The sequence below is a fragment of the Gimesia aquarii genome (assembly GCF_007748195.1).
Classification (GTDB): Bacteria; Planctomycetota; Planctomycetia; order Planctomycetales; family Planctomycetaceae; genus Gimesia; species Gimesia aquarii.
In genome coordinates this window covers 1,420,363-1,435,823 of the sequence record NZ_CP037920.1, presented here as the reverse complement: position 1 = coordinate 1,435,823, position 15,461 = coordinate 1,420,363, and the positions used below count along the sequence as shown (strand labels likewise).

General features: G+C 45.6%; 16 protein-coding genes. 14 read left to right on the top strand and 2 right to left on the bottom strand.

The features are described from left to right. The first annotated feature begins 45 nt into the window (after nt 1-45). The 9 genes from dnaJ to V144x_RS05895 all read left to right on the top strand — a co-directional run bounded on the left by dnaJ (nt 46) and on the right by V144x_RS05895 (nt 8,202). Nucleotides 46-1,176, top strand: coding sequence for a molecular chaperone DnaJ (gene dnaJ / locus V144x_RS05935; protein WP_144982816.1), 1,131 nt, complete (start codon nt 46-48; stop codon nt 1,174-1,176). Between the two features lie 89 nt (nt 1,177-1,265). After that, on the top strand, nt 1,266-1,820 hold the full coding sequence (gene grpE / locus V144x_RS05930; protein WP_144982813.1) for a nucleotide exchange factor GrpE: 555 nt from the start codon (nt 1,266-1,268) through the stop codon (nt 1,818-1,820). A gap of 38 nt (nt 1,821-1,858) precedes the next feature. After that, on the top strand, nt 1,859-2,155 hold the full coding sequence (locus tag V144x_RS05925) for an FmdB family zinc ribbon protein (RefSeq protein WP_144982810.1): 297 nt from the start codon (nt 1,859-1,861) through the stop codon (nt 2,153-2,155). A gap of 79 nt (nt 2,156-2,234) precedes the next feature. Then, nucleotides 2,235-2,441, top strand: coding sequence for a DNA gyrase inhibitor YacG (locus tag V144x_RS05920; RefSeq protein ID WP_144982807.1), 207 nt, complete (start codon nt 2,235-2,237; stop codon nt 2,439-2,441). Next, nucleotides 2,428-3,519: a DMT family transporter gene (locus tag V144x_RS05915; RefSeq protein ID WP_144982804.1), complete on the top strand. Its 1,092-nt coding sequence runs from the start codon at nt 2,428-2,430 to the stop codon at nt 3,517-3,519. Before V144x_RS05920 ends, V144x_RS05915 begins: the two co-directional genes overlap by 14 nt. After that, a complete protein-coding gene (locus V144x_RS05910) occupies nt 3,512-4,153 on the top strand; it encodes a gamma carbonic anhydrase family protein (RefSeq protein ID WP_144982801.1) in 642 nt (213 codons plus the stop codon). Before V144x_RS05915 ends, V144x_RS05910 begins: the two co-directional genes overlap by 8 nt. Nucleotides 4,154-4,280: 127 nt before the next feature. Then, a complete protein-coding gene (locus tag V144x_RS05905; protein WP_144982798.1) occupies nt 4,281-5,609 on the top strand; it encodes a Gfo/Idh/MocA family protein in 1,329 nt (442 codons plus the stop codon). A 399-nt stretch (nt 5,610-6,008) separates the two neighbouring features. Then, nucleotides 6,009-6,797: an EF-hand domain-containing protein gene (locus V144x_RS05900; protein WP_144982795.1), complete on the top strand. Its 789-nt coding sequence runs from the start codon at nt 6,009-6,011 to the stop codon at nt 6,795-6,797. Nucleotides 6,798-6,852: 55 nt separating this feature from the next. Beyond that, on the top strand, nt 6,853-8,202 hold the full coding sequence (locus V144x_RS05895) for an outer membrane protein assembly factor BamB family protein (protein ID WP_144982792.1): 1,350 nt from the start codon (nt 6,853-6,855) through the stop codon (nt 8,200-8,202). Between the two features lie 18 nt (nt 8,203-8,220). On the opposite strand, the gene V144x_RS05890 is transcribed toward V144x_RS05895, so the two are convergent. After that, on the bottom strand, nt 8,221-8,640 hold the full coding sequence (locus tag V144x_RS05890; RefSeq protein WP_197998776.1) for a secondary thiamine-phosphate synthase enzyme YjbQ: 420 nt from the start codon (nt 8,638-8,640) through the stop codon (nt 8,221-8,223). A 15-nt stretch (nt 8,641-8,655) separates the two neighbouring features. After that, on the bottom strand, nt 8,656-9,804 hold the full coding sequence (gene aroC, locus V144x_RS05885; RefSeq protein ID WP_144982784.1) for a chorismate synthase: 1,149 nt from the start codon (nt 9,802-9,804) through the stop codon (nt 8,656-8,658). A 229-nt stretch (nt 9,805-10,033) separates the two neighbouring features. Here aroC and V144x_RS05880 point away from each other — a divergent pair, with 229 nt between their 5' ends. The 5 genes from V144x_RS05880 to cydB all read left to right on the top strand — a co-directional run bounded on the left by V144x_RS05880 (nt 10,034) and on the right by cydB (nt 15,187). After that, a complete protein-coding gene (locus V144x_RS05880; RefSeq protein ID WP_144982781.1) occupies nt 10,034-10,786 on the top strand; it encodes a DUF1614 domain-containing protein in 753 nt (250 codons plus the stop codon). A 94-nt stretch (nt 10,787-10,880) separates the two neighbouring features. After that, nucleotides 10,881-11,684, top strand: coding sequence for a sulfite exporter TauE/SafE family protein (locus tag V144x_RS05875; RefSeq protein WP_144982778.1), 804 nt, complete (start codon nt 10,881-10,883; stop codon nt 11,682-11,684). Nucleotides 11,685-11,782: 98 nt separating this feature from the next. Further along, nucleotides 11,783-12,706, top strand: a complete 924-nt coding sequence (locus V144x_RS05870; protein ID WP_144982775.1) for a M28 family peptidase — start codon at nt 11,783-11,785, stop codon at nt 12,704-12,706. Between the two features lie 74 nt (nt 12,707-12,780). Beyond that, a complete protein-coding gene (locus tag V144x_RS05865) occupies nt 12,781-14,139 on the top strand; it encodes a cytochrome ubiquinol oxidase subunit I (RefSeq protein WP_144982772.1) in 1,359 nt (452 codons plus the stop codon). A 4-nt stretch (nt 14,140-14,143) separates the two neighbouring features. After that, nucleotides 14,144-15,187: a cytochrome d ubiquinol oxidase subunit II gene (gene cydB / locus V144x_RS05860; RefSeq protein WP_144982769.1), complete on the top strand. Its 1,044-nt coding sequence runs from the start codon at nt 14,144-14,146 to the stop codon at nt 15,185-15,187. Nucleotides 15,188-15,461 lie beyond the last annotated feature (274 nt).

The window sequence follows — 15,461 nt, the reverse complement described above, 5'->3', positions numbered from 1 at the left end:
CGAGATCAGGTAAATTTCAAAACATTTAACGACGAGTTGTAAGAAATGGCATCGAAACGCGATTATTATGAAGTTCTCAATGTATCGCGCGAAGTGACCACCGTTGAGATCAAAAAAGCGTACAAAAAGCTGGCGTTAGAGAACCATCCTGACCGAAACCCTGGTGATGAAGAAGCAGTAAAACGTTTTAAAGAAGCATCAGAAGCATTCGAGGTCCTTGGGGATGAGAAAAAACGCGCTCACTACGACCGCTATGGCCATGCTGATTTTGGATCTGGAGGGAGTCAGTTTCATGACGTCTCAGATATCTTCAGTGCGTTTGGAGACCTCTTTGAAGGGTTCGGATTCAAAAGTTCGTCACAAAGAGGTGGAAATCGTCCGCGACAAGGCGAAAGCCTGCGAACGAGCATCCAAATTGATTTACTTGATGCTGCATCGGGCTGTGAGCGGGAAATTAACATCACCCGTCAGGAAACGTGTGAAACATGTCATGGCTCTGGCGCCAAACCAGGCACACAACCAGACGATTGTGATTACTGCGGTGGAGCAGGGCAGGTCGTCCAATCACAGGGTTTTTTCCGAGTACAAACAACGTGTCCTCGCTGCCGTGGTGTAGGTACCGTCATTTCAGATAAGTGCACCGATTGTCATGGGCAAGGCCGGGTCGCTCGTGACACGACGTTAGATGTAAAAGTACCAGCAGGCATTGATAATGGAATGCAACTTTGCCTGAGAGGTGAAGGGAATCCGGGAGCCAATGGCGGACCACGCGGTGATCTTTATGTTGTTGTGGGCGTTGACGAACACCCTCTGTTCCGACGACAAGAACAAGAACTGAGTTGTCACGTTCCCATAACATATACTCAAGCGGTTCTCGGTGCAAATATTGAAATTCCCACTTTGGAAGGACGACACGATTTAAAAATTCCATCGGGAACTCAGCCGGGTGAAGTCTTTCGTTTGAAAGGTCTCGGCATGCCTAATCCTCATGGTGGTCGGCGAGGAGATTTGCATGTCGTAGTCCAGATTGATGTACCCAAGAAAATTTCAGAACGCGAAGAAGAACTGCTGCGTGATTTAGCTGAAATTGAACATACAGAAGTTTCACAGCATCGTAGTCCCAATCGAAATTCGTTTTTTGATAAACTAAAGGAATACTTTACACACTCAGATTAAACAAGATCGAATGTTGTGTCAGGATCATCCTTTTTAATCAGTTACAAATCTAATTTAAAGAGCGTTAATAGGTCGGAAGAATGTCAGAAATGGAACAGCCTGAAGGAATTCAGAATCAACCCGAAGATAATCCCATAGAAGAGGCAGAAAAAGAAACGGTTGATGAAACGCCGACTATAGAAGAACAACTACAAACAGCACTAGCGGAACGAGATGAAGCACAAGATCGCTTTTTACGTTCGCAAGCGGAGTTGGACAATACCCGCAAACGCTATCAGAAAGAATTAGCACAAACACGCCAATATGCAGCCGCACCTTTTATTCAGAGCTTATTGCCAGCATTGGACAATCTCAAACGAGCCATCGACGCAGCAGAAAGCGCGGACCACGTTGATGAACTAAAACAGGGTGTGGAAATGGTGGCAAAACAAATTGTGGATATCTTTTCACAACATGACGTCAAAGCCATTGATGCATTAGGAAAACCATTCGATCCCAATCTGCATGAAGCACTACAACAACTCCCCTCGGATGAACATCCTCCGATGACCGTCATGCAGGAACTTGAACAGGGCTTCATTCTGAACGACCGTGTGGTTCGCCCTACCAAAGTCATCGTTTCCTCTGGTCCTACCGAAAGTTAAATCCGTTTTCATTATCTTACTTCGAGGGTATTTTATCGATGCCAACCTACGACTATGAATGCTCCCAGTGTGAACATAAATGGGAAGAGTTTCAGTCCATTACTGCAAAACCACTGAGAAAATGCCCCGCGTGCGGCAAACTTCGTGCAAAGCGAGTCATTGGTGCTGGTGCCGGTATCATTTTCAAGGGATCAGGATTTTACCAAACTGATTACCGCAGCAGTTCTTATAAAAAAGCAGCGGAGGCAGACAGTAAGGCTCAATCAGCGAGTTCTGAATCCAAAACCAGCAAAGATTCAGGCTCAACTAAAAAGAGTTCCTCATCTGAATCCTGATTACCTTTGAAATTTTGCCCGGATTCATCTATAAGAGAATGAGACCCTGCTATTGCTTCTCTTTCAGTCTGAGGCTTCGATGATTCAACCTCAAACATGCCCCATATGTCGAAAAGTCGTCACAGTTAAAGCCAGTGATGAACAGTCTCCGTTCCCTTTTTGTAGCAAAAAATGCCGCGATGTCGATCTGTTCCGTTGGTCTGAAGGAAAGTATGCAATCGTAGAAGACCTGGATCCTCGTTTGATTGAGTTACAACGGCTGGAACAAGAGGATGAAGACTATTAAAGGGACTTCATCGAATACGCGCGTTCTCTCTCCGACTCACAACTCTGAAAGCCAGCATGAGAGCGGTCTCTCTCCTGGAGTTCGTGGGACCCTGTTCGGACTGATATCAGCACTTGCTTACACAGCAGCCAATATTGCTCTACGAGAGGCTGCAGTCGATAACAATGCCGATTGGGCAATTTGGATCTCTGCACTAAAATCCATTCCCGCGGCGATCGCAGGTTGGGTCATAGTTGCTTATCGTGATTTTCAAGGATTACCCTCACTACCCCCTCGTCGGCTCGTCATCCCACTAATCCTGACTGGCCTGGTAATGCAATTTGGTGGCAACGTTATGTTCCAGTGGTCGCTAAGTCTGGGTGGGTTGGCACTTTCTGTACCTCTGTGTTTTGCTACGCTACTCACAACAGGTGCTTTATTAGGACGTATTTTTCTGGAAGAAGCAATTACACGCCGCATGCTTGTATCTATGTTGGTACTAACTGCAGCCATCGTGCTACTCAGCCTGGGAGCCCATCAAGCAGAACTTTCTGTTTACGAGCATATGGAACACCATACGAATTCAATGAGCACCGTAGCGCTGACCATCTTTGTTGCCTGTTTCTCAGGCTGTGCTTATGGAGCTGGTGGCACTGTCATTCGTGGTTCCGTCAGAGGCGAACTTTCCATTTCGGCAACACTGGTTTTAATCAGCACGACCGGCTTAGTTTGTTTAACGACTGTTGCCATTTATAGACTCGGTTTTTCAATTTTATGGGAGACGACACCCTGGCAATATTTTGTCATGTTAATCGCAGGCATTATGAATGCGATTGCCTTCTTCGCAATCGGTGCATCAATGAAATACCTGAGTGTGACGCGCGTCAATTTATTGAATGCCTCTCAAACAGCAATGGCTGCTTTTGCAGGTGTTATTTTCTTTGGTGAAGAATTAACCGTCTGGCTATTAAGTGGTACTGCACTCACTATTGGTGGTCTCTTTTTAATGGAAAAAAAGAGGCCGTCTATTCCCAATAGCCCCATGGGTGAAACATCCCAATCGAATGAAAATTTGCAAGAGGGTAATTCAAATGGATAACTCGCATTCTGATCCTGAATGGCCTCAAATCGCTTCTTCAATACCCGCCCCTCCTGAAGTACCATACCCAGAAGTAGACTGTGATTGGAGTGCCTTACATTGCACGCCTATTGTTGATTCGACAGCCTGGGTGGCCCCTGATGCCATAGTGACAGGTAGAGTTCGTTTGAAAGCACACAGTTCTGTCTGGCACCAATGTGTACTAAGAGGCGATTTAGAATACATTGAAGTGGGGGAAGAGACCAATGTGCAAGATGGCTCTATATTGCACACAGATTACGAACACCCCTGCATTCTGGGAAATCGTGTCACATTAGGACATTCAGCGATTGTACATGGTTCAATCGTTGAAGATGATGCCATGATTGCCATCGGCGCCACCATCCTCAGCCGGTGTGTCATTGGCAAAGGAGCTCTCATTGCGGCAGGCTCCCTGGTACGTGAAGGAATCCACGTCCCCCCCAATACACTTTGGGCTGGCTACCCCGCACGACAAATTAAAGTGCTCACAGAACAACAACAAGAACGCTTGAAGGCAACCTGGCAGCATTACGTGAATCTGGCTGCCGCCAGTCTAAAACGTTTTGGCCGTCAGCATATCGATGCCCTCATCCAACCCGACGAATCCCGATGAGAACATGTTCAAATCTCCATTGAAAATCCTGAATTGAATCGCCTTTTTGCCTCGAAAATAGTAGGGATCCTATGGTATCTTGAAAGGCTAAGTTTTCTAACAAAGCTAATTTACTCAGGACTACCTTATGAATCCCAATCGATCACAGACTTCAAACACAACACGACGTGAGTTTATTAAAACTGGTTCAGCCGCAGTTGCCGCTGTGTCCACATTATCGAGCGCTGCTCTCGCCAGAACACCTCAAACGACCGCACTGCAATCTGGTTTGTTTGCGGGAGGCACAGACGTCATTCGTGTGGGCCTGATTGGATGTGGAGGACGTGGAACCGGTGCAGCAGCACAAGCACTTTCAGCCGACCCCAATGCAAAACTAGTGGCAATGGGCGACGCGTTTTATGATCACCTTGATAAGAGTCATAAAAACTTAAAAAAGAACCCTGTGGCGAAACAGGTGCAAGTCGACGCAGATCACAAATTTGTTGGTTTCGATGCCTATCAAAAAGTGATTGACTGTGTCGATGTTGTTCTGTTAACAACGCCCCCTCATTTCCGTCCAATGCAAATGCGTGCGGCAATTGAAGCGGGCAAACATGTTTTTGCAGAAAAACCGGTTGCCGTGGACGCACCTGGTGTTCGTTCCATTTTGGAAACCTGCAAATTGGCTAAGGAGAAAAATCTCTCTATCGTGTCTGGTCTCTGCTGGCGCTACCACCAGGGAATGCGTGAAACATTTAAACAAATCCATGATGGTGCCGCTGGCGATGTAATGGCCATCCAATGTAGTTACAACACGCGTGGCTTGTGGATGTTCAAGCGAGAACCGGAATGGAGTGACATGGAATGGCAGTTGAGAAACTGGCTATATTTCACGTGGCTCTCAGGAGATTTTAATAACGAACAGCACGTTCATAGTCTGGATAAAATGGCCTGGACAATGAAAGATCAAACCCCGATTTCCTGTAGTGGAACTGGTGGCCGTCAGACTCGAACTGGAAAAGATTATGGCCACATCTACGATCACTTTGCCATCGCTTATGAATATCCTAATGGAGTAAAAGGATTTAGCCGTTGCCGGCAACAAGATGGTTGTGCCGTTGATGTTTCTGATCATGTTTTTGGAACCAAAGGTCGCGTCGATGTGTTTAAACATCGTATCTATAACCCCAAAGGTGAAAAAACCTGGCAATTCCGAGGAAAAAGCAAAAACATGTATCAGGTTGAACATGATGAGTTCTTCGAAAGCATTCGCTCAGGAAAACCAATTAATAATGGTGAGTACATGACGAAGAGTACGATGCTTGCCATTATGGGGCGAATGGCCGCTTATACCGGTAAGACCATTACCTGGGAAATGGCGATGAACTCCACAGAAGATTTAACTCCAGCCAGCTATGAATGGGGATCATTGCCCGTGCCTCCCGTGGCCATGCCTGGAGTGACTGCCTTTAAATAAGGGGAGCTCTTGAAACTCCTATCATCTATATTGAACTCGCTCGCAGTATTTTCTGCGAGCGTTTTTTTGTGTCAATTGTTTTGAATCCAGGCCCTCTTAAAATGTCAGATGAAATGACAACCAAACCAAAATCGGGAAACCATTAGCTATTGTGTTAAAACTCATCTGCCAGAAATTATTCCATATTAATGAGTTTTTCGAAACATTTTCGCGTCCACTGTGTTAGATCTGAGTAGAAAATACGTTAGAGGTATGCCCTCAGTCATATTTTTGCCAATTCATCAGGACTTTTTGATTTCAGTGAGTCTTTCATAATACACCTCGTTTATTACTAAAAGACTGTAAAGTATTCAAAGATAGACACTTATCACTTCTAACCCTCTATCCGGAGACACTCTGATGCGTATCGCAAATCGTTTTTCTGTCTACACAGCTCTACTCGCAGTCTGTGCCACCACACTTGTATTTGCCCAACCTCCTGAAGGGGAAAAACGTGACGCAGATCGGGGAGACCGACCAGAGCGTAGAGAACGCGGTGATCGGCCAGAAAGAAGAGATCAGGGAGATCGGCCTGAAAGAGGAGACCGTGGCCCTGGTCGAAGAGGTCCAGGAGGGCGTCCTAATATCATGACGATCATGCCCATCATTATTGTTTTAGACGCCAATAAAGATGGAGAAATTTCCAAAGAGGAAATGGAAAACGCTACTGCCGCTCTTCAAAAGCTGGACAAAGATAAAAACGGAAAGTTGACCGAAGAGGAACTGCGTCCTAATTTTGGTAGACGAGACGGTGATCGACGTGGTCCTGGCGGTCCAGAGGGAAGAGGACCACGTGATGGAGATCGTCGTGGCCCTGGAGGTCCAGAAGGTAGAGGACCACGCGACGGGGATCGTGGCAGAAATGATGGAGGCGACGGAGATCGAAATAGAAATCGTGGCGGAGACTTCATAGAACGGATTATGAAGAATGATAAAAATGAAGATGGAAAACTAACGAAAGATGAGCTTCCAGAACGGATGCAACCTATATTTGATCGGATTGATACCAATCAAGACAAGGTCATTGATAAAGACGAGTTAAAGAAAATGATGGAGCGGTTTCAATCACGTGGCCGATCAGGTGGTAGAGAACGTGGAAAGCGAGATTCTGGTAAAGAACGCCCTAAACGTCCCGAGTTAGAAGATTAACTCATAGTAACGTACATGTCGTTTCTTACTTCATTTCGTCTTGAGGTACGTCGTTATGACATTCAAGATTGCTGTGTTCGCTTTGCTGATACTGATCTCATCAAACGTCCAGGCAGACTGGATGCGGTTTCGGGGACCCAACGGTTCAGGAGTTTCTGACGAAAAGCAGGCAACTCCTACCAAATGGAGCGATCAGAAAAACCTGATGTGGAAAGCGGCGTTACCAGGTCCTGGTTCATCCAGCCCGATCATCGTCGGTGACAAAGTATTTGTCACTTGCTGGTCAGGTTATGGATTAAATCGTAATAATCCTGGGGACCAAAAAGATCTCAGACGGCATTTGATTTGCCTGAACCGTCAGTCCGGCAAGATCCTATGGGACAAGACTGTAGAACCCGTTCTGCCAGAAGACGTATACACAGGCATGTTCGCCGAACATGGCTATGCTTCACATACACCCGTTTCTGATGGCAAGCGGGTGTATGCCTATTTTGGAAAATCAGGTGCAGTCGCCTTTGATCTCGATGGAAATCAGCTTTGGCAAACGATTACAGGTGATGAACTGGATCCACGCAGGTGGGGTTCTTCCTCAAGTCCTATTCTATATAAGAACCTTTTGATTGTGACCGCAACCGCCGAAAGCGAGGCACTTGTCGCTCTGAATAAAAAAACCGGCAAAGAGGTCTGGCGGCAGGAATCAACGGGGTTTAATGCGACCTGGGGAACTCCCATACTGGTTCCAATTGATGAGGACAGAACCGATCTGGTAATTGGTGTTCCCTACGAAATCTGGAGTCTCAATCCCGATACCGGAAAGCTCCGCTGGTACTGTGAGGCGATGCCGACTGAAACGTATTGCTCAAGTGTCATCGCCCATGATGGTATCGTTTATGGAATTGAAGGACGTGGTGGTGGATCAATCGCGGTACGAGCCGATGGTAAAGGAGACGTGACGAAAACACATGTTCTCTGGTCTGGACGCGATTCCAATCGGATTGAAACCCCGATCATTTACCAGGGTCGGATTTATTTCTTCTCTCGGGGTATTGCGAACTGTATTGATGCCAAGACAGGCGAACGTATCTTTCGAGGCCGTCTAGACAAGGGTGACTCTGATGTAACTAACAATCGAGAGGAACAATCTGAAAGTCGCTCTGGCAGAGGCCGAGGCGGTTTTCGAGGAAGTGACTATTCCTCACCGGTGATTGCCGATGGCAAGGTCTATTTCGTCTCTCGCTCTGGAGAAACCTATGTCATCAAAGCTGGCGATAAACTGGAACAGCTTTCAGTCAATCGACTGACTGATGAAAATGAAGACTTCAGTGCAACTCCTGCGATAAGCGATGGGCAAATCTTTATCCGCTCAGACAAGCACCTGTATTGTGTAGGTAATGAGGATGCTTAGTTTAACTTGAAGAGTTAACTACTCACCTTGAATCGTGACGACAAGCTGACGCCCGCTGGCGTGATTGCGGTGTTCACAAAGGTAAATTCCCTGCCAGGTACCCAGGCAGAGTCGGCCACCGCTGATAGGAATTGTAAGGGAATTACCAATCATTGATGCTTTGACATGAGCGGGCATGTCGTCAGGGCCTTCGCATGTATGCACATAAGGCAGTGATTCCGGCGCAATACTATTGAATGCCATCTCCAGATCACGCGGAACATCAGGATCGGCATTTTCATTGATCGATAAAGAAGCCGATGTGTGCATAATAAATACATGCATCAATCCCACCTCAATTTGCGAAAGTTCCGGGATTTCGCTGAGGACTTCATGCGTAATAATATGAAAACCACGTCTTAAGGCAGGCAATCGAATCTGTTTTTGTATCCAGGCCATGATGATTTACTCTCTTCAGTTGTCCTGAGTTCGATCAGGGGCTGCCGCACACTGAGCACGCCAACGGAGCCAATGATCGGCCAGAGTGATCGCAATCATGGCTTCCGCAATAGGTACAAATCGAGGCAACAGACACGGATCATGACGCCCCTTCGTTTTGATCGAAGTAGGCTCACCCTGTTTTGTGACCGTGGGTTGTTCGATCAACAAACTACTTGTGGGTTTAACTGCAGCCCGAAAGACCAGTGGTTGCCCTGTTGAAATACCACCGAGACTTCCACCATGTCGATTGGAATCAGTCGTAATCACAGGAGTATCTACATTCGAATTTTCACCAGCGATAAAATGGTCATTATTCTCACTTCCTCGCATTGTGGCACATGCAAAGCCTGAGCCATATTCCACTCCCAAAACAGCAGGAATGCTGAATAACGCTTTAGCAATATCTGCTTTTAATTTATCGAAGACCGGTTCTCCCAACCCCGCAGGAACATTGGTGGCCACCACTTCAGCAACTCCACCGATTGAATCGCCTTCCTTACGCACTTGATCGATCAGCTCGATCATTTGGCTGGCGACTTCATGATCGGGACAGCGAACCGGATTCAATTCACCATCAGACATTTTCTCAACTTGATCGATGGTCACTGTGGCAGGATCTTCAATTCGTGCCCGAAGATCGCCTACCTGCGTCACATACCCGACAACATGTCCACCGAAGGCCGCTTCGAGAATTTTTTTGGCAACCACTCCTGCGGCAACACGGACATTCGTTTCTCTGGCACTCGATCGCCCACCACCCCGATAATCTCGAAATCCATATTTCGCATCGTAAGTATAATCGGCATGCCCGGGACGGTATTTGTCTTTGATATCGCTGTAATCTTTACTTCGCTGATCTTCGTTACGAATCAGAATCGCGAGGCTGGTTCCTGTCGTAATCCCCTCAAAAACACCAGCGAGAATTTCGGGATGGTCGGCTTCTTTGCGTTGCGTCACAATTTTACTTTGTCCCGGTTTCCGACGGTTGAGATCTACGAGTAAATCTTCCACGCTGATCGGGATTCCCGGAGGAACACCATCTATAATCACCACATTGCCCGGACCGTGGCTTTCGCCTGCCGTCGTAATCCGAAACGCTTGTCCAAAAGAATTTCCTGCCATACTATGATTGTAACCAGCCTTGAAGGAATTTCATCCTTCGCAAGCTGATCCCATAGATGAATTCATCGAGAAGGTAGGAATTGTTCCGAATATTCCCTCTGATAGCCTGCAGGAATCGCCGTGAAGTGACTAAAATGACTCCCAGGAGTGACAAAATTCTACCTTGGCCTTAACTTAATACCACTACCCCAGATATCTCTGATCCAGCATCACAGAAAGAAAATTGACCGTGTCTAATCCGCAACCGAATAATGTACAAGCCACCCAGTTATCCGGCTGCATGATCCTGACATTAATCGTCTTTTTTGGCTGTTTGATGCCATTGATCTTTGTTGATCTGGCGGAAACAGCCTTAACAAACCTGCACCTCTCACCTCCCACTGCCATTTTGGTTTTAATCGGGATGATTTTCGGATCTTTGATCAATATTCCCATCTCCCGGTTTCCGCTTGACCAGGAAGTAAACGTTCCCGTTTTTGAATCGGTGGCAGGCTTGAATTTCATGCCTCAAATGAAACGATTAAGACAGGAGGCCATAATTGCGGTCAACCTGGGTGGTTGTGTCATTCCTATTTTCCTGGCAATCTGGCTATCACAATTTATTATTTCAGGTGGTTCGACTCCCATATACGTCACCTTGGCAGGAATCATATTCAACACAGTCGTATGCTATAACACGTCTCGCCTGGTCCCAGGTATGGGAATCGCGATGCCTGTGTTCATCCCTCCGCTTGTGGCTGTCTTGGCAACCTGGTTTGGATTTGCCATCATCGGACCAATGATGGGAACAGTCGGAGCTGACTTTGGGTCATTATATTCTCCCATTGCGTTCGTGATAGGAATCTCTGGCCCACTGATTGGTGCGGACCTACTACACTGGAACGAATTCAAAAAACTGAAAGCACCGTGTGTTAGCATTGGTGGGGCAGGGACTTGGGACGGAATCGTGTTGTCCGGAATGATTGCCTCACTGATTGTTTAATCAAGTAAAATCGAAAATAAAAATGATGATCCAAAAGAATACTGGTACGAAATCTGCCCCTGGATTTCAAATCACTTGAGAGAAAGCAACAGACTTGGACCTCTGGCAAAATCTATTATTAGCAGGTGTAGGTATTATCGCTGGCATTCTGAATGTATTGGCCGGCGGAGGCTCATTGATATTAATGCCCACAATGATTTTCTTAGGAATGCCAGGGGCAACTACAAACGGAACAGCTCGTGTTGCCATACTGGGGCAGAATGTGACCGCAATTGCCGGATTTCGACAAAAAGGGTTCTCAGACTTTCGGCTCAGTTTTTCCCTCGCGTTGTGCGCCATTCCCGGCACTTTCCTAGGCGCTTTTCTGGGAACAAAACTCAGTGGTGTCTGGTTTAATCGCGTATTAGCGGTGGTCATGCTGGGTGTACTAGTCACGATGATTCTGGGAGAACGCAAAAAGAAAAAATCGAAACGGAATCCAGAAAATGATGTAAAAAGTCTTGATCAAAATGATCTCGAAGCGAAAGATTCGATTGATCAGAGACGCAGGCTAACAACAGGTCATTTTCTGATGGTACTGGTAGGTTTTTATGGTGGATTTATCCAGGCGGGTGTTGGATTCATTATCATTGCCATCATTAATAATGTCATGAAATTGGACTTATTACGAACCAATATGCATAAAGTGTTTATTGTGGCGATCTATACTGTGTTTGCGATCGGGATCTTTGCCTGGGAAGGCAAGATTGACTGGATTACCGGTTTGTTCCTCATGGCTGGTATGTCCCTTGGTGGCTGGATTGGATCTCATCTTGCTGTCAGTAAAGGAGACTCATTCATACGCGCTGTGTTGTACACGGCAATTGTTTGTATGTCGATCAGACTATTATTGATGTAAAATTCATAATACAAGTTAAGAATTGTCGTTTTACTCGGATCACTTCAATTAGCAGGGGATTAATGAAGCGAATGAATACGTCGAAGCCTTGGAGGCAAATGATCCGATGTCTGATTCTAATGATGCTGATCTCGGTAACTTCACTTGCCTGCGGTACTACCGCAGAGCCAAAAGTAACACCGGTTTTTAATGCAGAACGCTCTTATGGATATTTGAAAAAAATTTGCCGTCTCAGATCTCGTATGAGTGGTTCTCCGGGGATGGCTGAACAACAAAAAATGATTTCGGAGCATTTCAGGAAACTCAAAGCGAAAGTTCATTTTCAGACATTTGATGCCCCGCATCCCTTAACTGGAAATCCGGTGCGGATGAATAATATGATTATCAGCTGGTACCCAGAAGCCAAAAAAAGGATACTTTTCGCCTGCCATTATGATACCAGGCCTTATCCCGATCGCGATCGAACACAACCACGTGGCCTGTTCATTGGTGCTAACGATGGGGCCAGTGGAGTTGCGTTCTTGATGGAGTTGGGAAACGTGATACGCGACCTCAAAATCAGTCACGGTTATGGGATAGATTTTGTTTTTTTTGATGGTGAAGAGCTTGTGTACCGCGAAAATGATCCTTATTTTCTTGGCTCCAAGTATTTTGCCAATCAATACAAAACTCAGGCACGAGATTTTGAATACGTCTATGGTATCCTGTTTGACATGATTGCTGATAAAAATCTCATGATCTATATGGAGAAGAACAGTATTAAATACGCTCCCAAGCTGACGCGCAGCATCTGGCAAGCCGCTCAAAAAACAGGTGTCAGACAATTTATTCCGAAAGTCAAATTTGAAATTCGGGATGATCATTTACCTTTAAATGAAATCGCCCACATACCAACCTGTGACATTATCGATTTTGACTATCCGGTCTGGCACACAACGCGAGACATTCCCCGGTATTGCTCTGGTACAAGCATGGCAAAAGTCGGGAAAGTCATCATTTACTGGCTGCAGAATATTCCCTAATTTAGACTGTGAACAATGTTCTGCACCACGATTTCCGAAAGCCAACACACCATCGACGAAATGGGATCAAATCGATGATTGATTCACTTCTTCTGCATCGCGTCCAATTTGCTTTTACCGTTTCGTATCACTATTTGTTCCCGCAATTAACGATGGGTTTAGCGCTGTTGATCTTTATTCTCAAGAGCATCGGGCTGTGTGGCCACCCGTGGGCAGATACCGCAGCTCGCTTCTGGTTAAAAATCTTCGGTCTCACATTTCTCATGGGAGTTGTCACGGGAATCCCCCTTGAATTTCAATTTGGTACAAACTGGTCACAGCTCGTCAAATCGACAGGATCCATTTTGGGACAGACTTTGGCGATGGAGGGAATGTTTGCCTTTTTTCTCGAGTCGACGTTTCTTTATCTGTTAATTTTTGGAGAGAAAAAACTCGGAAAAATGGCTCATTGGGGTGTTTCATTTTTATTACTTTTCGGTACATGGTTAAGCGGTTATTTCATTGTCTGCACCAATGCCTTCATGCAACACCCTGTTGGATATCGAATTTCCGAAGATGGAGTTTATCACCTCACAAGTATTGGAGCACTGCTCAGTAATCCCTGGGCAATCAAACAATATCTGCATACGATGACTGGCTCTGTGATCACAGGTAGCTTTACGATGTCAGCGATTGCCGCCTATTATTTATTAAAGGGGCAACATGTTGAATTGACTCGGCGGTACCTTAAGGTCTCAGTTATCGTCGGACTTTTCTCCAGCATTATTGCTGCAGTCCCGACTGGCGACTGGGAAGCAAAACAGGTACAGAAACATCAGCCCATCAAGTTCGCAGCGATGGAAGGCCACTTTCATACTGAAGATGGCGCTGGCTTAATTCTCATAGGCCAGCCAAATATGGACGAACTCAAAATTGACAATCCCGTTATCATTCCCAAAGCACTTTCTTTTTTGACGCACGCCAGCTGGAATGCAAAAGTGAAAGGCCTCACAGAATACGATCGAGAGCTCTGGCCAGACAATGTAGAACTCTTGTATTTTTCGTATCATATCATGGCGGGGCTCGGAACATTGTTTATTGCCTTAATGGGAATAAGCGCGTTCCTGCTTTGGCAACGAAGGTTATATACCAATCGCGTAATACTCTGGCTCTTAATGCTGTCACTCCCATTTCCTTTTATTGCGAATACGGCTGGTTGGTTCACCACAGAAATCGGTCGCCAGCCCTGGGTGATCTACGGTTTGATGAAAACGGCTGATGGAGCATCCCAAAATGTTTCGCAAGGTAATGTTCTCTTCACATTATTGGGTTTTATGGGCCTTTACCTGTTTTTATCAGTACTCTACTTTTTTCTCGCAACACGTATCATTAATCAGGGACCAGAACCAATTGATACTGATCAACCTGATTTAGCAACTGAGGGAGGAACTTAGAAGTATGGAAACCCTCTGGTATATCCTGTTGTTATTGATGATCTCGACCTATCTTGTGTTGGATGGTTTTGATCTGGGTGTTGGTGTGTTACATCTATTTATCGCTAAGAATCGACAGGAACAAAAACAGGTTATCCAGTCGATTGCACCTGTCTGGGATGGAAATGAAGTCTGGTTGATTGCCGCTGGCGGAACAATGATGTTGGCCTTTCCCGCATTTTTGAGTTCCATGTTTAGTGGGTTTTATCTCCCTTTGACCATGGTTGTCTGGCTGTTACTCTTTCGAGCAATCAGTATCGAGTTACCTCACTATTTTTCTGATTCCCTCTGGGTCCATTTTTGGAACATCATGTTGTTTGTTTCCAGTGGCTTGCTCATTGTGATTCTGGGAGCGGCATTGGCCAATATCTTTCGAGGAGTTCCGTTAAATGCAGAAGGGACTTTCTTTGAGCCTCTCTGGACGGATTTTCGAATTAGCAAACAGACAGGAATTCTTGACTGGTACACAGTTCTCAGCGGTGTCACTTCTGCTTCGATTTTTTTGCACCATGGTTCACTTTGGCTCGTTGCTAAAACTGATGGTCTCGTTCAACAGCGCGCTCGGAAATGTGCAACCAGCTTTTGGCTGACGACTGTCGGATTGACCATAGTGACTCTCATTGCCAGTTATGTCGTTCAACCGCACACCAAAGAAAATTTTGCTACTCACTCATGGCTCATCTTTCTCCCCCTGGGAGCTCTTTTTTTCTTGGCGGGTTCACTTTTCTTTCGAATCAATAACTGGAACATGGCCGCGTTTTTATGTTCTTCCTTTTTCATGTATCTGCTTTTATTTAGTGGCGCGGCCGCCCTTTATCCTTATATCCTTCCTGGCTTAAACCCTGAATACAGTTTGACTATCTTCAATACATCTCCTCCACCAGAAGAATTACAGACAACACTTTATTGGTGGATTCCCGGTGTCATATTAGTTGGCATTTATTTTACGATTATGTTCCGTTCTCTACCGAAAGTCATTTCTGTGATATCGAATCAGGAGCACCATTAACGGAGATTGTCTATAGTCGAATCTACGTCACTTAACATTTTGAGGATTCTCAATTTGTCACTTGCTGACGTGAACAACCGGCTATAAAACCGAAGTCGAAAATGTTCAAAAAATGCAACATCTCCATTTATCCCTCTAAACTGGCTGTAATTATGAAGAAATGATCAATCAGCGGCCTTTCGCCGTGTTTCCACTCTCGAGCTGTCTACAAAATAATCCCATCAGACACGTTTCATCTCAACCTGATTTTGTTAGACTTAAATTGAGAAGATTG

Coding starts and splice junctions, on each gene's coding strand:
- V144x_RS05910 (WP_144982801.1), top strand. CDS start 3,512: ATGGATAACTCGCATTCTGATCCTGAATGGCCTCAAATCGCTTCTTCA.
- dnaJ (WP_144982816.1), top strand. CDS start 46: ATGGCATCGAAACGCGATTATTATGAAGTTCTCAATGTATCGCGCGAA.
- V144x_RS05925 (WP_144982810.1), top strand. CDS start 1,859: ATGCCAACCTACGACTATGAATGCTCCCAGTGTGAACATAAATGGGAA.
- V144x_RS05890 (WP_197998776.1), bottom strand. CDS start 8,640: ATGGCCTGGATACAAAAACAGATTCGATTGCCTGCCTTAAGACGTGGT.
- cydB (WP_144982769.1), top strand. CDS start 14,144: ATGGAAACCCTCTGGTATATCCTGTTGTTATTGATGATCTCGACCTAT.
- V144x_RS05865 (WP_144982772.1), top strand. CDS start 12,781: ATGATTGATTCACTTCTTCTGCATCGCGTCCAATTTGCTTTTACCGTT.
- V144x_RS05905 (WP_144982798.1), top strand. CDS start 4,281: ATGAATCCCAATCGATCACAGACTTCAAACACAACACGACGTGAGTTT.
- V144x_RS05900 (WP_144982795.1), top strand. CDS start 6,009: ATGCGTATCGCAAATCGTTTTTCTGTCTACACAGCTCTACTCGCAGTC.
- V144x_RS05920 (WP_144982807.1), top strand. CDS start 2,235: ATGATTCAACCTCAAACATGCCCCATATGTCGAAAAGTCGTCACAGTT.
- grpE (WP_144982813.1), top strand. CDS start 1,266: ATGGAACAGCCTGAAGGAATTCAGAATCAACCCGAAGATAATCCCATA.
- V144x_RS05870 (WP_144982775.1), top strand. CDS start 11,783: ATGATCCGATGTCTGATTCTAATGATGCTGATCTCGGTAACTTCACTT.
- V144x_RS05895 (WP_144982792.1), top strand. CDS start 6,853: ATGACATTCAAGATTGCTGTGTTCGCTTTGCTGATACTGATCTCATCA.
- V144x_RS05915 (WP_144982804.1), top strand. CDS start 2,428: ATGAAGACTATTAAAGGGACTTCATCGAATACGCGCGTTCTCTCTCCG.
- aroC (WP_144982784.1), bottom strand. CDS start 9,804: ATGGCAGGAAATTCTTTTGGACAAGCGTTTCGGATTACGACGGCAGGC.